Origin of the sequence: Kribbella sp. NPDC050459 (genome assembly GCF_040655315.1) — a bacterium.
GTDB lineage: Bacteria > Actinomycetota > Actinomycetes > Propionibacteriales > Kribbellaceae > Kribbella.
In genome coordinates this window covers 123,893-140,172 of the sequence record NZ_JBFAJQ010000007.1, presented here as the reverse complement: position 1 = coordinate 140,172, position 16,280 = coordinate 123,893, and the positions used below count along the sequence as shown (strand labels likewise).

Here is a 16,280-nt window from a genome sequence, read left to right as displayed (position 1 = left end):
ACTATTTGCCGGCAGGCGGCGAAAAGGTTCCGCAAAGAGGCGCGGCCTAGCTGTTGCGGTGGGCTACGACTCGGGTGAAGCCGAGGGTTTGGCCGGCGTCGGTGCGGAGCATCTCTGCTTCGATTCCCGGCGTACCGCTGTCCTGGTCGCAGGCCTCGTTCCACTGCAGCCAGTCGCGCCATCCGTCGGGCAGCCGGTCGGCGACCTCAACGGTGACCAGGCCGGTCTTCTCCCAATGCCGGCGCCACCAGGAGGGGCTGTGCCAGGCGCAGAAGTCCCAATGCCAGTACGGCGCGAGGTGTGGCGGCGGAAGCGTCTCGTACTCCTCGGCGAGGCCGGGCTGCACGATGCCGAGCTGGCCGCCGGGTTTCACGAAGCGGGAGAGGTACCCGAGGTAGAGGTCGTCGGTGCCGAAGTAGTGGTACGCGCCGATGCTGACGACCGCGTCGAAGAACCCATCGGCAAACGGCAACGCGTGCGCCTCCGCATGGACCGGGTGAACCCGATCCTGCAGCCCCGCCTCGACCACGCGCCCCAGGTTCTCGTCAGGTTTCACCCACAGATCGGTCGCCCACACCTCGACCCCGAACTCCTTGGCCAGAAAGACCGAGCTGAGCGCGCTGCCACACCCCAGGTCGAGCACCCGCATCCCCGACTCGAGCCGCATCACCCCACCCAACGCCTCCGCCTGCCACACCGGATTCGGCCCCATCGCACCATCAACCATCCACCGCGCGGAGTAGACGGCCGACCGTGGATAGCGCTCGTTTCGCAGCAACACGTCGAGCTCGGAATCGTCCATGCCACGCGAGTGTCCACGCCCGTCCGCGCCGACCACAAACGGTTTTCCGCCGCGCGGACGGCACCGTCCGCTGAGCTGTCGTTGCCATAGGTTGGTCAGCGTGCCGATGATTGAGGTCGCCGATCTGATCAAGGAGTTCCAGAAGCCGCAGCCGACGACCGGTCGCCTTTCCGGCATCCGGCAACTGTGGGCTCCCAGGCGCGCCGTGCGTGCGGTCGACGGCGTCAGTTTTGCTGTCGAGCGTGGGGAGATGGTCGGCTACCTGGGCGCCAACGGCGCCGGCAAGTCCACGACCATCAAGATGCTCACCGGGATCGTGGTGCCTACCTCGGGCACGGTGCGGGTCGACGGCCTGGTGCCCTGGGCGAATCGCCGCAAGCACGCGCACAACATCGGGGTCGTGTTCGGGCAGAAGACCCAGCTCTGGTTCGACCTGCCGCTGCGCGTCTCGCTCGAGACCATTCGCGACCTCTATCGGATCCGCCCGGCCGAGTACGCCGCACGGATCGACGAGTTCGACGAGGTGCTGCAGATCAAGGACTTCCTGGACACGCCGATCCGGTCCCTCTCGCTGGGACAACGCATGCGCGGCGATCTGGCCGGAGCCATGCTGCACCGCCCGCAGGTGCTGTACCTGGACGAACCCACGGTCGGTCTGGACGTGGTCGCGAAACAAGCCCTCCGTGACTTCATCGCGGAGCAGAACCGGGTTCACGCCACCACGGTGATGATCACCACGCACGACATGGACGACATCGAGCAGCTGTGCCGGCGGATCGTGATGATCGACAGCGGGCGTGTTGTGTACGACGGCGACCTCGCGGCCCTGAAGCGGCGTTACCTGCCGTTCCGCGAGGTGGTGGTCACGCCGACGGAGGGTGCTGACGCGACGTCCATCCGGGCGGAGCACGCCGATCGGCTGGAGAACTCCGACGGCACGATCTCGCTGCGCTTCGATCCGGAACGGATCAGCGCCGCGGCCGTGATCGCGCAGGCGACGTCGGTCGCCGAGATCGCCGATCTGCACGTCAACGAGCCCAAGTTGGAGGATGTGGTTCGGCTGATCTATGCCGAGGCCGAGCGGTGACCGGCTCATCCCGGATCGCGCGATCCGAACGACCTGCCTGGGTCACGCCGTGGTCGATGGTTCGACTCGGTTCCAGGAACGCAATGTTCTTCCGGGCGAACGTCGCACTGTCCATGGTCTCGGTCGCCCTGCAAACGGTCCTGCTCGTGACGGTGTGGCGTGCTGTCTACACCAACCGCCCCGCGGTCGCGGGGATCAGCGAGTCCGATGCGGTCAGCTATGCGGTGATCGCGATGCTGCTGTGGCACGTCACACTGCCTTGGCAACTGTCGTCGATCCCCGAACGGGTGCGCGAGGGAACCATTGCGACAGATCTCCTCCGTCCCGTCGGAGTGGTGGGCCAGAGCCTGCTGCAGTCCGTCGGAGCAATCGTCGGCGCGATCCCCGGAGTCGTGGTCGGCGTGGTCCTCGCCCTCGCGCTGGGAGGGCTGACGCCGCCGGCGACCGGTGCCGCGTTCCTCGGCTTCCTCCTCACCGCCGCGCTCGGCTGGTTGCTCGCCGCGTTGCTGAATCTCGCTGTCTCGATGGTGGCGTTCTGGACGACCGATACGCGCGGACCGTTCTACGTCTACCGAGCCATCGCCAGTTTTGCTTCCGGCGCACTCGTCCCGCTGTGGTTCGTCCCTGCGTCGCTGCGCCCGTATCTCGACGCGCTGCCGTTCGGGCTCCAGATCTTCGCGCCACTGCAGCTCTGGCAGGGACAGGAGCCACTCGGCGGCCTCGGGGGCGTGATCACCGCTCAGCTCGGCTGGCTGGCGGCTTCCACGGCCATCGTCGCGCTGGTCACTTGGCGCGCCTTGCGCAAGGTGGTGATCAACGGTGGCTGATCTGATCCGGGACTTCCGCATCCTGCTGCGCGTGGCGTGGCTGACCGAGCTCGAGCACAAGGCCAATCTCTTCATCTCCGTCATCGGCGCGCTGGCCTTCAACGCCGGACAGCTGCTGTTCATCGGAGTGCTGCTGCACGCCTTCGGATCGATCGGTGGCTGGACTCCGGCCGAGGCGCTGGTGCTGTTCGGCATCCGGATGGCGAGCCACAGCGTGTACGCCTTCTTCTTCCGCAGGACGGTCGATGTGGACCTGGTGGTGCACACGGGAGAGTTCGATCGCTATCTGTTGCGTCCGACCAGCCGGTTCCTGCAATTGCTGATGCGCCGCTTCAACCTGCAGCAGATCGGCGACGTGATCATTGCCGGTGCGATCCTCGCGCTGGCCCTGCCGCGGGCCTCGATCTCCTGGCATCCGCTCCTCGCGGTGTGGCTCGCCCTCGCGATCGCCGCCGGCGGCCTGCTCGAGGGCGGGCTCCAACTGGCCCGCGGCGCACTGGCGTTCCGGTTGCGGAACACGCAGTCGCTGACGTTCCTGATCGACGCCGTCCTCGGAACCTACGGCAACTTCCCGCTGCAGATCTTCGGGCCGGTCGGTGCCGTCCTGTTCACGATCCCGCTGCCCTTGGCCTTCGTCGCCTGGATCCCGGCCGCCATGGTCACCGGGCGGGTGGACTCGCTGTGGTTCCCGGCGTGGCTGGGATGGCTGAGCCCACTGGTGGGAGTCGCTTGCATGGCGGCGGCGATCGCCTTCTTCACCCGGCAGTCCCGGCACTACTCCAGCCCTGGCTCCTGAGTCAGAACGGCAGCTTGGGCTGCGGTGGGGCGTGGGTGGGGTCCACGCCGTCGAAGAGACTGCTGACGGACTCACCGTCGTGGATCCGGGTGATGGCTTCGGCGAAGAGGCCGGCGACCGAGGTGACCTGGAGTTCGGGGAAGCCGTCGGGGCGGGGGACGGTGTCGGTGCTGATGACCTCGGTGATCGAGGGGTGGGCGCGGAGGCGTTCGACGGCCGCGCCGGCGAACAGGCCGTGGGTGCAGGCGACTGCGGCGGACGTGCAGCCGCGGTCCTTCAGGCGGTCGAGCAGCTCGATGATGGAGCCGCCGGTGGCGATCTCGTCGTCGAGGACGATCGCCTGCTTGCCGGTCACGTCGCCGACGATGGCGTCGATGACGACGCGGTCGTCGGCCAGCCGCTGCTTGCTGCCGGCCGCGACGGGTACGCCGAGCAGCCGGGCGAACTGCGTCGCGGTCTTCGCGTTGCCGAGGTCGGGGCTGACGACGACGGTGTCGGACAGGTCGCGGCCGCGGAAGTGGTCGGCGAGGACGCCGATCGCGGTCAGGTGGTCGACCGGAACCGAGAAGAACCCGTGCACCTGCGGCGCATGCAGCGCCATGGTCAGGACCCGGTGCGCGCCGGCCGTGGTCAGCATGTCGGCGACGAGCCGGCCGCCGATCGAGATCCGGGAGGCGTCCTTCTTGTCGGACCGCGCGTACGCGTAGTGCGGGATGACCGCCGTGATCTGCTGCGCCGACGCGCCGCGGGCGGCGTCGATCATCAGCAGCAGCTCCATCAGGTGCTCCTGCGTCGGCGGCACCAGCGGCTGCACGATGTACACGTCGCGTTGCCGGCAGTTCGTCTGCAGTTGGACCTGCAGGCAGTCATTGCTGAAACGATGGATCTCGACCGGAGAAAGCGGTACGCCGAGATCCCTGCAGATCTGCTCCGCCAACTCGATGTGGGCACTCCCGCTGAACACGACGATCTCTCGCACGGCTCTCCCCGAACGCTGCGACCCCGACAGCTGCACCCTAACCGATCAGTCGCGCGAGGGTTTCCGCGGCCGTCCGGCAGTCGGCCGCCGACGCGTCCAGGTGCGTGACGATCCGCAGCTGGGTCGCGCCGACACCCCCGACGAGTACGCCGGCGTCGCGTGCCCCGGCCACCACCTCGGGCACGGTGTGACCGGTGCCGGCCAGATCGACGACCACGATGTTTGTCTCGACCTGATCGGGCTTCACCGCACCGGGCGCCGCGTCCGCGAGCACCGCGGCGATCGCGCGCGCGTTCGCGTGGTCCTCGGCCAGCCGCTCGACGTTGTGCTCGACGGCGTACAGCCCGGCCGCGGCCAGGACGCCGGCCTGCCGCCAGCCCGCGCCGAGCCGCTTCCGCCAGATCCGCGCCTCGCGGATCAGCTCCGCCGACCCGACCAGCACCGAGCCGACGGGCGCGCCGAGGCCCTTCGACAGGCAGACGCTGGCCGCGGCGGCCCGGGACGCAAACGATGACACCGTACGGCCCGTGGCGACGGCGGCGTTCCACAACCGGGCGCCGTCGAGGTGCAGCGGCAGCCCAACGGCATCCAGCTCATCGGCCAGGGCGTCGTACGAGTGCTGGATCGACCCGCCGCCGAAGTTGTGCGTGTTCTCGACCGAGACGGCCGACGTCACGACGAAGTACGGGCCGAGGTCGGGAGCGATCAGCGACCGGATCTGCTCCAGGTCGATCTGCCCCGACGGCGCGCTCCAGGTCCGCGTCGTGACACCGGCGGACACGGCGTGCGACCCGAGCTCGGCGCGGACGATGTGCGCGCCGGCCTCGCACAGCACCTCGCCGCCGCGCGGGACCAGGGCCCGGACGCCGAGCATGTTCGCGAGCGAGCCGGTGACCGTGAACAGCCCGGCCTCGTGCCCGAGCAGCTCGGCGACCCGCTCCTCCAGCGCGTTGACGGTCGGGTCCTCGCCGTACACGTCGTCGCCGACCGGGGCCGACGTCATCGCGGCCAGCATCTGCGCCGACGGACGCGTGACGGTGTCCGACCGCAGGTCGACGGTCATGCCTGCGCGCCCCGCAGCCGCTCCGCGACCAGGAACGCCAGCTCGAGGGACTGGTGCCGGTTCAGGCGCGGGTCGCACGCGGTCTCGTACCGGTTGACGAGGTCCTCCGCGACCAGCTCCTCGCCGCCGCCGAGGCATTCGGTGACGTCGTCGCCGGTCAGCTCCATGTGGACGCCGCCCGGCCAGGTCCCGACCTGCTCGTGGGCGTCGAAGAAGCCCTGGACCTCGTCCATCACGTCGTCGAAGTTGCGGGTCTTGTAACCGTTCGGGGTCTCGAACGTGTTGCCGTGCATCGGGTCGCACACCCACGCGATCGGCGAACCGTGGTCGCGCACGGCCTCCAGCAGCGGCGGCAGGGCGGAGCGGATCTTGCCCGCGCCCATCCGGGTGATGAACGTGAGCCGGCCCTCGACGCCCTTCGGGTTCAGCTTGTCGATCAGCGCCCGGATGTACTCCGGGGTCGTGGTCGGGCCGATCTTCACGCCGAGCGGGTTCGACAGCGAGGCCAGGAACTCGACGTGCGCGCCGTCCAGCTGCCGGGTCCGCTCCCCCACCCAGAGCAGGTGGCCGGACACGTCGTACGGCTGCTCGGTGCGCGAGTCGATGCGGGTCAGGGCGTGCTCGTACTCGAGGATCAGCGCCTCGTGCGACGCGTAGAAGTCGACGGTCTTGAACTCGTCGGACGTCGCGCCGCAGGCCCGCATGAAGGAGAGCGCACGCTCGATCTCGGACGCCAGCTGCTCGTAGCGCATGCCGACCGGCGACGACTTCACGAAGTCGGTGTTCCAGGCGTGCACCTGGTGCAGGTCGGCGTACCCGCCGGTGGTGAACGCGCGGGTCAGGTTCAGCGTCGCGGCGGCCGCGTTGTAGACGCCGCGCAGCCGCTGCGGGTCCGGGATCCGGGACTCGGCCGTGAAGTCGAAGCCGTTGACGGCGTCCCCGCGGTACGACGGCAGCGTCACGCCCTCGCGGGTCTCCTCGCCGGACGACCGCGGCTTCGCGTACTGCCCCGCGATCCGGCCGATCTTCACGACCGGCACGCTGGCGGCGTACTGCAGGACGACGGACATCTGCAGCAGCACCCGCAGCTTGGCCCGGATGTTCTCCGCGGTCACGCCCGCGAACGTCTCGGCGCAATCGCCGCCCTGGAGGATGAACGCCTCACCGCGGGCGACCGCCCCGATCTTCGCGGTCAGGTCGTCGCACTCACCGGCGAACACCAGCGGCGGCAGCGTCCGGAGCTCGGCGATCACCTGCTCCAGCACCTCTTGATCCGGCCACTCCGGCTGCTGCAGCGGCTTCAGCCCGCGCAGCTCGTCCAGCGTGGGAACCCCGGGAACCTGCCCAGCCGTCAACGTCGCGAATTGCATGAAGCCAACTCTAGGCGAACCCGCCGGACGCAGCGTGAACGTCTCAGGCCAGCGAGCGGGGGTCCGGCGGTACGTCGACGGCGTGTGCGCGCAGCACCGAGAGCGGGATCGTCTCCAGCGCCCGCGCGTGCGTGGACGCCAGGACGACCGGAGCCGCGGCGCCGTCGTGGTACGCCTGGAGCCAGCGGCCGGCCACGACGCACCAGCGATCGCCCGGCCGGAGCCCGGTGAAGCTGTACTCCGGGCGGGGTGTGACCAGGTCGTTCCCGACGGACGTCTGATGGGTCAGGAACTCCGTGGTCATCACCGCACAGACGGTGTGACTGCCGAGGTCCTCGGGCCCGCTCGTGCAGCAGCCGTCGCGGTAGAACCCGGTGACGGGATCGGTCCCACACTCCTCGAGCGGCTCGCCGAGCACGTTCAAGTCGCTGTCCATCGGGCAGGTGGTCAGCTGGCCTTGGTGTCGCCGAGGCGGAGGTGCTCGTCGACGGACTCGCCGGCCTTGATCAGCTCCTTGGCCTTGTCGGCGTACATGTCGACGTACTCCTGGCCGGACAGGTCCATCAGCGCGTACATGATCTCGTCGGTCACCGAGCGCAACACGAACCGGTCCCGCTCCATGCCCTCGTAGCGGGAGAAGTCCAGCGGCGTGCCGAACGCCACACCGGGGCGCACCAGCCGCGGCAGCAGCCGGCCCTTCTCACGGTAGAACCAGTTCGGCCAGATCCGGCCCGGCGGCTGCAGCTTCTCGGTGTCGATCATCGCGACCGGGATCACCGGGACGCCGGCCACGATCGCCATCCGGGCGACGCCGGTCTTGCCCTTGTACAGCCGGCCGTCGGGCGAGCGGGTGCCCTCGGGGTAGATCCCGAACAGGCCGCCCTTCTCGAGGATCCCCAGACCGGTGTTCAGCGCCGCCAGCGAGGCGCGGCCGCCGGAGCGGTCGATCGGGATCTGGCCCACGGACCGGAAGAACGTGGCGACCAGCTTCCCCTTCAGGCCAGGAGCGGTGAAGTACTCCGACTTGGCCGGGAAGACGATCTGCCGCGGCACCGACACCGGCAGGAAGATCGAGTCGCAGAACGCGAGGTGGTTGGAGACCAGCAGCGCCGGACCCTCGGTCGGCACGTGCTCCACCCCGGTCACTTTGGGGCGGAAGAGCAGCTTCACCAGTGGTGCGACCAAGAACCGTCTGAGGAACAGGTACAGCATCCGCCTCGACCTCCGTCACTCGCCCGACACACTCACCCGACAGCACTCACGCAGGATCCGCCACAGCCTCTGCAGCCATGGTGGGACCGTACCCATTCCGGCACCAGTGCACGCCGGTGGCGGTCACGCGACAACTCCGGCGCGCCACCTTCCGGTGCGGACACTACGTTCCAGCTTCCCTCTCAGGCAATGTCACCGCCAGGAATGTGGGCGTTGCGCACCGTGTTGTCACCTGGATGCAGACTGGACGCAGCCCAGATGCGACGATTGTCACGCGCCTTCGAGGGATGATCCGGGGCGCGGTTGTGAGGACCGTGAGCGGCGAGGAGTCGAGCGTGCCAGTGCAAGCCCACGCGGAGGAGTTTCGCAGTCCCGGCACCGGGGAGAACGCCGCTGTCGGCGTGCTCCTGAGCCACGGGTTCACCGGCTCGCCGTGGTCGATGAAGCCGTTCGCCGAGCATCTGGCCGCCGAGGGGTACGGCGTCGCGGTCCCCCGGCTGCCCGGTCACGGGACCAGCTGGCAGGAGATGAACAAGACCTCCTGGCCGGACTGGTACGCAGTACTCGACAACGAGTTCGAACGGCTGCGCAAGGAGCACGACCAGGTGTTCCTGGTGGGCCTGTCGATGGGCGGCTGCCTGGTGCTGCGGCTGGCCGAGCAGCACGGCGCCGACGTTTCCGGTCTGGTCCTGATCAATCCGTCGGTGCGGACCGACGACAAGCGGCTGGCGCTGCTGCCGGTGCTCTCCCGGCTCGTACCCTCGTTCCCCGGTATCTCGAACGACATCAAGAAGCCCGGCGTCGACGAGCGCGCCTACGACCGGATGCCGCTGCGGGCCCTGCACTCGCTGTCACAGCTGTGGAAGGTCACCCGGGACGACCTGGCGAAGATCACGCAGCCGGTCCTGCTGTTCCGCAGTACTGTCGATCATGTGGTGGAGCCGAGCTCGGGACGGGCGGTACTGTCCTCGATCTCGTCCCGCGACGTGACCGAGACCCTGCTCGAGGACAGCTATCACGTGGCAACCCTGGACAACGACGCACCGCGGATCTTCGCGGACTCGACCGCCTTCGTCGGCCGGCTGAGCCGGCCGCGGACCGAGCCCGGGAACGAGCCCGAGAACGAGCCCAGCGATGCGTGACAACGGATTGACGGCGACGTCGTACACGTCGCTCGGGGGCATCGACCCGCTGGTCGCCGAGCCGGTCCTGGACGCGCTCGCCGCGGCCGGCATCGCAGCGTACTGCGAGAACCAGAACGAGGCCCGGACGCCGGAGGAGGCCGAGGACGCACCGGCCCGGATCCCGGTCGGGTTCGACGAGATCTTCGTCGACGCCGAGGCGGTGGACCGGGCCCGCCCGGTGATCGACCGCAGCACCGAGGACGCCGAGTGGCGGTCGCTGGTGGAGCAGTTCAGCAAGCCGTCCGCGCCGGGGCACGACGGCGGCGAGGACCCGGTGCCGCGCTGGCCGGTCAGCGAGGACGTCGACGACAAGTACGAGCCGCTGATCGACGTGCCGACCGGTCTCACCGTCGAGGAGAAGGCCGAGGACGACGAGGAGCCGCCGGCCAAGAAGGCCGACGACCCGCACGACCACTACGTCCCGCCGGAGCCGCCGCGCGGCCCGCGGCTGGACTGGATCAGCCGGCTCGCCTGGCTGGGGCTGCTCGGCGGGCCGCTGCTGCTGATCGCGGCCGCCCTGCTGGACTTCGGCACCGGCCGGATCACCACGCTCGCGGTCGCCGGGTTCATCGGCGGGTTCCTGACGCTGGTGTTCCGGATGAAGGACCGGCTCCCTCCCGGCGACGGCGGCGACGACGGGGCCGTCGTCTGAGCTAGAGTGCGGATCGTCGGACAATCCGACACATCCGATTCGATTTGGGGAGGGCGCCCCGTGCAGGTCACCGAGACCGTCGAGATCACCGGCCACCTGATGGACACCGGGCTGCTGTCCCGGGTCCTCGACGACATCCGCGGGTACGGCGGCGAGTACACGCTCGACAAGTTCGACCTCGGCTACGACAAGGACGACCCGTCCACGGTCCGGATGACGGTCGGCGCCGAGGACGAGGAGGCGCTGCAGCGGCTGCTGATGCGGATCCAGACCAAGGGCGCGAACCTGGTGAACCCGGGCGAACCGGAGATCACCGAGGTGGCGCAGGACGGCGTCTTCCCGGACGGCTTCTACTCGACCACCAACCTGCCGACCAACGTGCGGCTGGGCGGGCACTGGGTCGAGGTCCGCAACCCGGAGATGGACTGCGGGCTGCTCGTCGAGGGCGACCCGGAGCCCAATGCCGTGCGCACCATCCCGATGTCGGAGGTGCGGGCCGGGATGAAGATCATCACCAGCGCGCAGGGCGTCCGGGTGATCCCGCCGATCAGCGAGTCCACCGAGGGCGGGTTCGGCTTCATGGAGTCGGACGTGTCCAGCGAGAAGCCGCAGCGGGTGCTGGTCCGGCAGGTCGCCGACGGGATGCGCGAAGCCAAGGCGAACGGCCTGAAGGTGCTCTGGGTCGGCGGGCCGGGCATCGTCCACACCGGGGCCGCGCCGGCCATGGTGGCCCTGGTCGAGGCCGGCTTCGTCGACGTGCTGTTCGCCGGGAACGCGCTGGCCACGCACGACATCGAGTCGTCGCTGTACGGTACGTCGCTCGGCGTCGACCTGGACCGCGGCCGCGGGGTCGAGCACGGGCACGAACACCACATCCGGGCGATCAACACGATCCGCAAGGCCGGCTCGATCGCGGCAGCCGTCGAGCAGGGCGTGCTGACGTCGGGCGTGATGCACGCCCTGGTGAAGAACGGCAACCGGTTCGTGCTGGTCGGGTCGGTGCGCGACGACGGCCCGCTGCCGGACGTCTACACCGACGTCCTCGAGGGCCAGCGCGCGATGCGGGCCGAACTGCCGGGCGTCGGGTACTGCCTGATGGCCGCCACCATGCTGCATTCCGTTGCTACTGGCAACATTCTGCCCGCGTCGATCCCGCTGACCTGCGTCGACATCAACCCGGCCACCGTCACCAAACTGGCCGACCGGGGATCGTCGCACGCCCGCGGCATCGTCACCGACGTCGGCCTGTTCGTCGAGCACCTGGCGCGTGAGCTGTCTCCCACCTACGCCGACGGCAAGTGACCCCGCCGGAGTAGAGGCTGGAGTCATGAACCAGGACTTCGAAACGTTCCTGCGACGGTTCGAGGAGGCCAACACCGCGTTCGTGAACGGCGATCCGTCGCTGTGGTTGCCGTTGGTGTCGCGCAGCGAGCAGAGCTCGATCTTCGGCGGTTTCGGCGGCCAGGAGGTCGGCTGGTCCGAGATCGGGCCCCGGTACGAGTGGGCGTCCTCGCAGTTCCGCGACACCGGCGGGACGGTCGACTTCGAGTACCTCGACACCTACGTCGGCGCGGACACGGCGTACACCGTCGCGATCGAGCGCTGCACCGTCCACCACGCCACCCAGCCGGCACCCGTCCCGCACGAACTGCGCGCCACGATGATCTTCCGCCTCGAGGACAACGAGTGGAAGATCACGCACCGGCACGCCGATCCACTGAGCCCCAGGTCCTCCCCCTCGGGGCCGTGAGTCCTCATTCCGTTAGGGGCTGCCCGTTCAAGGTGTAGTCGTACGAGCGAGCGACCAGGTCGGTGGCTTCCGGGCACCAGTCGAACATCCGGAAGATGCCGCTGTTCGGAACCAGGTCGCCCGCTGCGGTGAATTCGATGTCGGAGAGCACTCCCAGCACACATTGGCCGGGGTGCTTGCGTGCGTGCTCGACTTCGCCCGGGGTGACGATGACTGCTCGTCCGACGGTCTCTGTGCCCTTGGCTTCCAGGTACCTCACCTCCGCACCCTTCACCGCGATCGCGTCGTACGGATTGCCGTGACGGGTGTCCTGGACCTGCCAGCCGAGGTCACGGTAGTGCCGCATGAGTCGGTCCTGAGCGGCGTCTTCGACCTGCTTCCGTCGCTCCGGGTCGAGCTGCCAGGCCTGCCGTCGTGCCGTACGTCGTGAGACCGGCCGGCCGAGGTGACCCGCCCAGATCTGTTCGAGCCGGCGTCGGACCTCCTGGCGAATCGAGGTCCCGCTCGCCTGCGGCTCCCAGTGCTGATCCGAGAGCTCGGCCTTCAGTCGCTCGATCGGAAGAACATCCTCCGGATCGACCAGTGCGTCCCAGTCGATCAGCGCATAGTTGGCGTCGTTCGGCTTGGTCTCGTCCCAGTGAGCGTCCTGGAAGACCCGGCTGGTGAACGTACCGCTGCCGATGATCCCCCGCCGGTCTCTGCCCTGGCGGAGCATGAAGACGCGATCGCCTGGCTCGATCCCACCCGTTCTCGGGCCGACGGACCACTGGCCACGCACGATCCCGCCGGCTGCGGCAGTGCGGACGTCTTCGTCGTACTCGTCCTCGTTCCATGCCCACAGGCCCGGATTGTTCGTCACGAGGAAGGCGTGATCTCCGCGTTCCGGCCCGGTTCGGGCCCTCTCGGCGGCGCTGATGCTGTCGACGTCGGAGGTGTCGACGTAGCTCACAGGGTTGCGTTGCCGACCGACCAAGCGGCCGACCAGCGCGTCCCTGACGGGGTCGCCGGGGGCGAGTACCCGGCCCAGCAGAGCCTTCTTCAGGCCGGGTTTGGGATCCGCCGGCACGGACTCGTACCCCTCCAGCTCGGCAACGATCTGTACGACCCCTCGATAGGAGATCGTCGCGAACCGCTCCCGCGTCAGCGCCCGCTCGTCAAGCCTCCAACGGCCGCGATTGACGGCCCAGAGCACCTCGTCACTCGCGGTTCGGTCCCAGCCGACCCACGTGCGTCCCAGCGGGTCGCGGCGTGCGTCGACGGAGTAGGCGTCCGCCAGCGCCAAGTTCACAGCCATGCCGCACCGTCCCTCTGGTCCCCAGCCATATCGTCAAGCAGCCCCACTATCGGACGCGGCCGGTGCTCCGTTACAGCCCGTCTGCTCCATAGGCTTAGATGTGGGAATGACCGAACTCGTGCACCTGGACGTCGCCGGCGGTGTGGCCGCGATCACGTTGGACTCGCCGCACAACAAGAACGCGCTGTCGCAGCAGCTGACCGGCGAACTGCTGGAGCAGCTGGAGGCGGCGGGGGCGGACGACGACGCCCGGGCGATCGTGATCCGGTCGGCGCTGGACGTGTTCTGCTCGGGCGCGGACCTGTCGGAGGCGACGACGGTCGGGATGGGCGTCGGAGCGCAGCGGATGGTCGACGTCCAGCGGGCGATCGTCGCGAACCCGAAGCCGGTCGTCGCGCGGGTGGCCGGGCCGGTGCGAGCCGGCGGGATCGGGATCGTGGCGGCCGCGGACATCAGCGTGGCCGGCGAGAGCGCGACGTTCGCGCTGACCGAGGTACGGCTGGGGCTCGCGGCGGCGACGATCTCGCTGACCGTCCTCCCCCGGCTCACGGACCGCGCCGCGGCGTACACGTTCCTCACCGGCAACGGCTTCGACGCGCTCGAGGCCGCGCGGCTCGGGCTGCTCACCCTGACCGTGCCGGACGCCGATCTGGACAGCGCCGTCGACACCGTGCTGACGTCGCTGCTGAAGGGCGTCCCGCAGGGCCTGCGCGAGACCAAGAAGCTCGTCAACCGCGAGCTGCTCGCCGACATCGATGCCCGCGGCAAAGACCTCGCCGAGCTCTCCGCCTCCCTGTTCGGTTCCCCCGCCGCCCAGGAAGCCATGCTCGCCTTCCTGAACCGCAAGAAGGGCTAACCCAGCTCGGCGCAGATGTCGTTGGCGATGGTTCCGCTGCTGGAGAAGACGGTGTTCTGCGGGGTGAAGACCCAGCGGCCGGCCGTCACCACCAGGAACGTGCTCCCCGCGTTGTTGCTCGCCGGCTGCCCGACCAGCGCGTTGCCGGTCAGGATCAGGCGCCCGGTCGCGGCGTCGACGAACGTCGGTCCGGAGATGTTGTAGCTGCGCGACACCCGGGTTTCCAGGTTCGTCACCGTCAGCGCGACCGGGCCGGTCGCGATCAGGTCGCCGCCCGGAGACGCCGGCCGGACGAGCGCGGCGTTCCGGCCGGCACCCGCCAGCGCGAAATCGCAGAACTCCCCCGCCGGTGCCGAGAATTCAAACGGCTGACCGCCTGGTACGGCGGGCACGGCCCGCGCTCCGGTCGCACCGACGCAGGTCAGCGCCACCCCCGCCGATCCGAATGCCACCCACCGCCTGAAGCCGTTCATGATGTTCCCCCTCCCCCGACGCCTGGCACGCCAGGACATCTCCCAACGTGCACACGCCGACGAACGACCGTCAAGGCCTGTCGCGGGAGCTGATCTCGATCAGCATCGGCAGGTGGTCGGACGCGGCGGCCAGGTCCTCGGCCGACGCGGGCAGCGGGAGGATGCGGCCCTGGAGTGTTGGTGACAGGTGGGCGCCGTCGATGCGTTTGTGCGGGTCGGTGGAGCTGAAGGTCGGGCCCGCGTCGGCGCCCAGGTCGGTCAGGCCCTCTGCGGCGAGGCGTTTCCACACCGGGCCGTCGGGTTCTTCGTTGAGGTCGCCTGCCAGCAGGTACGGCGCGCCGAACGTCCGGCAGCGGCGCAGGATCTGCTCGAGTTCACGCCGGCGGCCGAGGATGTGCAGGCCGAGGTGGCAGCAGACGACCGCGAGCCGGGCGGCGCCGACGAGCACGTAGCCGCCGGCGGCTCCGCCGGGGAGCTGGGTGGCGATGAAGTTCAGCCGGCGGCGGACGAACGGCCGCCAGATCCGCCAGTGCAGCGGCTCGGCGAACTCGATGCCGTCGGCAATCAGGATCGCGTTCCGGGCGGATGCCGCGACGTACCGCAGGCCGAACGTCGCGGCCATCGCCCGCCGTTTGCGCCGCGTCCCGAACCAGGTCGGCGCCTCCTGGACCAGCATCACGTCCGGCGCGCACGCCCGCACCACCCGCGCCAGCGCCGTACGGTCGTCACCCCAGCGGTGCACGTTGTACGACAGCACCCGGAGGGAGCCGTCGGTCATGCGTCGGGGTCGGCGTGGTGCAGGTCGTGGTCGGACGCGGCGGCACGCATCCCGGTACGGCGTCCAGCGGACTTGCGGGCCGCCCGCTCCAGGCGGGTCGAGCGTCCGCGCGCCGCAGCCGTCTTCGCGGTCACGGCCGTGGTCTTCACCCGCACCCGGCGCAGCCAGGTGGCCTCTTCACGGGCCAGGTCGGCCGCGCCGACGAGACCCGCTTCCGGACCGAGCACCGCGCGGACGATCCGGGCCTCCGGGCGGAACCCGCGACCGGTCAGCGTCCGCTTGAACGCCTCCCGCGCCGGCGCCAGCAGCAGCTCGCCCGCGTCGGACACGCCGCCGCCGATCACGAACGTGCCCGGGTCCAGCGCGGCGGCCAGGTTCGCGAGGCCGACGCCGAGCCAGCGGCCGACCTCCTCGAGCAGCTCGACCGCGACCGGGTCGCCGTCCTTGGCCAGCTCGGTCACCATCGGGCCGTTGATCTTGCTCGGGTCGCCGCCGGCGGCCCGGAGCAGGTTGTGCGCGACCGGCGAACCGGACAGCGCCAGCTCGCGGGCCTCCCGGGTGAGCGCGTTGCCGGACGCGTACTGCTCCCAGCAGCCGCGGTTCCCGCACTCGCAGCGGTGGCCGCCGGGGACCACCTGCATGTGCCCGAACTCGCCCGCGATCCCGAACTTGCCGCGCTGCAAGGCGCCGTCGTTCAGGATCGCGCCGCCGATGCCGGTGCCGAGCGTGACGCAGACCAGGTGGCTCTCGCCCTGGCCGCCGCCGAACCGCCACTCCGACCAGGCGGCCGCGTTGGCGTCGTTCTCCACCACGACCGGCAGGCCGAGCCGGCGCTCGACCGCGTCCCGCAGCGGCTCGTGCCGCCAGGCGAGATGCGGCGCGAACAGCACCGACGACCGGGTGCCGTCGACGAAGCCGGCGGCGCCGATGCCGACCGCGATCACGTCGTGCCGCGACTCCAGGTCGTGGACGATCTCGGCGATCGCGTCCTCGGTCTCCTTGGGGTCCTTGGTCGGCGTGTCGCGGCGCAACCGGTCCAGGATGTTGCCTTCGGGGTCGACCACTCCGGCGGCCACTTTGGTCCCGCCGATGTCGATCCCGATCGTCAAAGCCTGCGTCAAAGCCAAGGTTCGACCCTTCTCGCGACCCCCGCCGGA

18 protein-coding genes are annotated in these 16,280 nt (G+C 69.7%); 8 read left to right on the top strand and 10 right to left on the bottom strand.

Annotation, left to right across the window (positions count from 1 at the left end):
• Positions 1-46: 46 nt before the first annotated feature.
• Positions 47-802 (bottom strand): methyltransferase domain-containing protein, encoded by a 756-nt coding sequence (locus tag AB0I12_RS23500; RefSeq protein ID WP_359933352.1) that lies wholly within the window; start codon positions 800-802, stop codon positions 47-49.
• 106 nt (positions 803-908) lie between these two features.
• Here AB0I12_RS23500 and AB0I12_RS23495 point away from each other — a divergent pair, with 106 nt between their 5' ends.
• The 3 genes from AB0I12_RS23495 (at position 909) to AB0I12_RS23485 (ending at position 3,512) form a co-directional block, all read left to right on the top strand.
• Positions 909-1,889 carry an ATP-binding cassette domain-containing protein gene (locus AB0I12_RS23495; protein WP_359933777.1) on the top strand — a complete coding sequence of 327 codons (981 nt, stop codon included), beginning with the start codon at positions 909-911 and terminating at the stop codon, positions 1,887-1,889.
• A gap of 113 nt (positions 1,890-2,002) precedes the next feature.
• Positions 2,003-2,716, top strand: coding sequence for an ABC-2 family transporter protein (locus AB0I12_RS23490; RefSeq protein WP_359933350.1), 714 nt, complete (start codon positions 2,003-2,005; stop codon positions 2,714-2,716).
• Positions 2,709-3,512, top strand: coding sequence for an ABC-2 family transporter protein (locus AB0I12_RS23485; protein WP_359933348.1), 804 nt, complete (start codon positions 2,709-2,711; stop codon positions 3,510-3,512). Before AB0I12_RS23490 ends, AB0I12_RS23485 begins: the two co-directional genes overlap by 8 nt.
• A gap of 1 nt (position 3,513) precedes the next feature.
• On the opposite strand, the gene AB0I12_RS23480 is transcribed toward AB0I12_RS23485, so the two are convergent.
• From AB0I12_RS23480 to AB0I12_RS23460, 5 genes are read right to left on the bottom strand one after another with little or no spacing between them, the layout of a single operon-like run.
• Complete coding sequence (locus AB0I12_RS23480) at positions 3,514-4,491, bottom strand: ribose-phosphate diphosphokinase (RefSeq protein WP_359933346.1); 978 nt, start codon at positions 4,489-4,491, stop codon at positions 3,514-3,516.
• A gap of 37 nt (positions 4,492-4,528) precedes the next feature.
• On the bottom strand, positions 4,529-5,554 hold the full coding sequence (locus tag AB0I12_RS23475; RefSeq protein WP_359933344.1) for a GntG family PLP-dependent aldolase: 1,026 nt from the start codon (positions 5,552-5,554) through the stop codon (positions 4,529-4,531).
• Complete coding sequence (locus AB0I12_RS23470; protein ID WP_359933342.1) at positions 5,551-6,924, bottom strand: class II 3-deoxy-7-phosphoheptulonate synthase; 1,374 nt, start codon at positions 6,922-6,924, stop codon at positions 5,551-5,553. Before AB0I12_RS23470 ends, AB0I12_RS23475 begins: the two co-directional genes overlap by 4 nt.
• A gap of 43 nt (positions 6,925-6,967) precedes the next feature.
• Positions 6,968-7,360: a DUF2237 domain-containing protein gene (locus AB0I12_RS23465; RefSeq protein ID WP_359933340.1), complete on the bottom strand. Its 393-nt coding sequence runs from the start codon at positions 7,358-7,360 to the stop codon at positions 6,968-6,970.
• Positions 7,361-7,371: 11 nt separating this feature from the next.
• A complete protein-coding gene (locus AB0I12_RS23460; RefSeq protein WP_355689836.1) occupies positions 7,372-8,136 on the bottom strand; it encodes a lysophospholipid acyltransferase family protein in 765 nt (254 codons plus the stop codon).
• Between the two features lie 335 nt (positions 8,137-8,471).
• Here AB0I12_RS23460 and AB0I12_RS23455 point away from each other — a divergent pair, with 335 nt between their 5' ends.
• The 4 genes from AB0I12_RS23455 to AB0I12_RS23440 are packed head-to-tail and all read left to right on the top strand — an operon-like array spanning position 8,472 to position 11,722.
• Positions 8,472-9,278, top strand: a complete 807-nt coding sequence (locus tag AB0I12_RS23455) for an alpha/beta fold hydrolase (protein WP_359933338.1) — start codon at positions 8,472-8,474, stop codon at positions 9,276-9,278.
• Positions 9,271-9,972 carry a hypothetical protein gene (locus tag AB0I12_RS23450; protein WP_359933336.1) on the top strand — a complete coding sequence of 234 codons (702 nt, stop codon included), beginning with the start codon at positions 9,271-9,273 and terminating at the stop codon, positions 9,970-9,972. Before AB0I12_RS23455 ends, AB0I12_RS23450 begins: the two co-directional genes overlap by 8 nt.
• Before the next feature lie 60 nt (positions 9,973-10,032).
• Positions 10,033-11,274: a TIGR00300 family protein gene (locus AB0I12_RS23445; protein ID WP_359933334.1), complete on the top strand. Its 1,242-nt coding sequence runs from the start codon at positions 10,033-10,035 to the stop codon at positions 11,272-11,274.
• A 25-nt stretch (positions 11,275-11,299) separates the two neighbouring features.
• A complete protein-coding gene (locus AB0I12_RS23440; RefSeq protein ID WP_359933332.1) occupies positions 11,300-11,722 on the top strand; it encodes a nuclear transport factor 2 family protein in 423 nt (140 codons plus the stop codon).
• A 4-nt stretch (positions 11,723-11,726) separates the two neighbouring features.
• On the opposite strand, the gene AB0I12_RS23435 is transcribed toward AB0I12_RS23440, so the two are convergent.
• Entirely contained in the window at positions 11,727-13,016 is a 1,290-nt protein-coding gene (locus AB0I12_RS23435; protein WP_359933330.1) for a DUF3883 domain-containing protein, read from the bottom strand.
• A 106-nt stretch (positions 13,017-13,122) separates the two neighbouring features.
• Between AB0I12_RS23435 and AB0I12_RS23430 the strand changes: the two genes are divergently transcribed.
• Positions 13,123-13,872 (top strand): enoyl-CoA hydratase-related protein, encoded by a 750-nt coding sequence (locus tag AB0I12_RS23430; RefSeq protein WP_359933328.1) that lies wholly within the window; start codon positions 13,123-13,125, stop codon positions 13,870-13,872.
• On the opposite strand, the gene AB0I12_RS23425 is transcribed toward AB0I12_RS23430, so the two are convergent.
• The 3 genes from AB0I12_RS23425 to AB0I12_RS23415 form a co-directional block, all read right to left on the bottom strand.
• Positions 13,869-14,345, bottom strand: coding sequence for a hypothetical protein (locus tag AB0I12_RS23425; protein WP_359933326.1), 477 nt, complete (start codon positions 14,343-14,345; stop codon positions 13,869-13,871). The genes AB0I12_RS23430 and AB0I12_RS23425 overlap by 4 nt on opposite strands.
• A gap of 70 nt (positions 14,346-14,415) precedes the next feature.
• Positions 14,416-15,123 carry an endonuclease/exonuclease/phosphatase family protein gene (locus AB0I12_RS23420; RefSeq protein ID WP_359933324.1) on the bottom strand — a complete coding sequence of 236 codons (708 nt, stop codon included), beginning with the start codon at positions 15,121-15,123 and terminating at the stop codon, positions 14,416-14,418.
• Positions 15,120-16,250 (bottom strand): ROK family glucokinase, encoded by a 1,131-nt coding sequence (locus AB0I12_RS23415; RefSeq protein ID WP_355689824.1) that lies wholly within the window; start codon positions 16,248-16,250, stop codon positions 15,120-15,122. Before AB0I12_RS23415 ends, AB0I12_RS23420 begins: the two co-directional genes overlap by 4 nt.
• Positions 16,251-16,280: the final 30 nt, after the last annotated feature.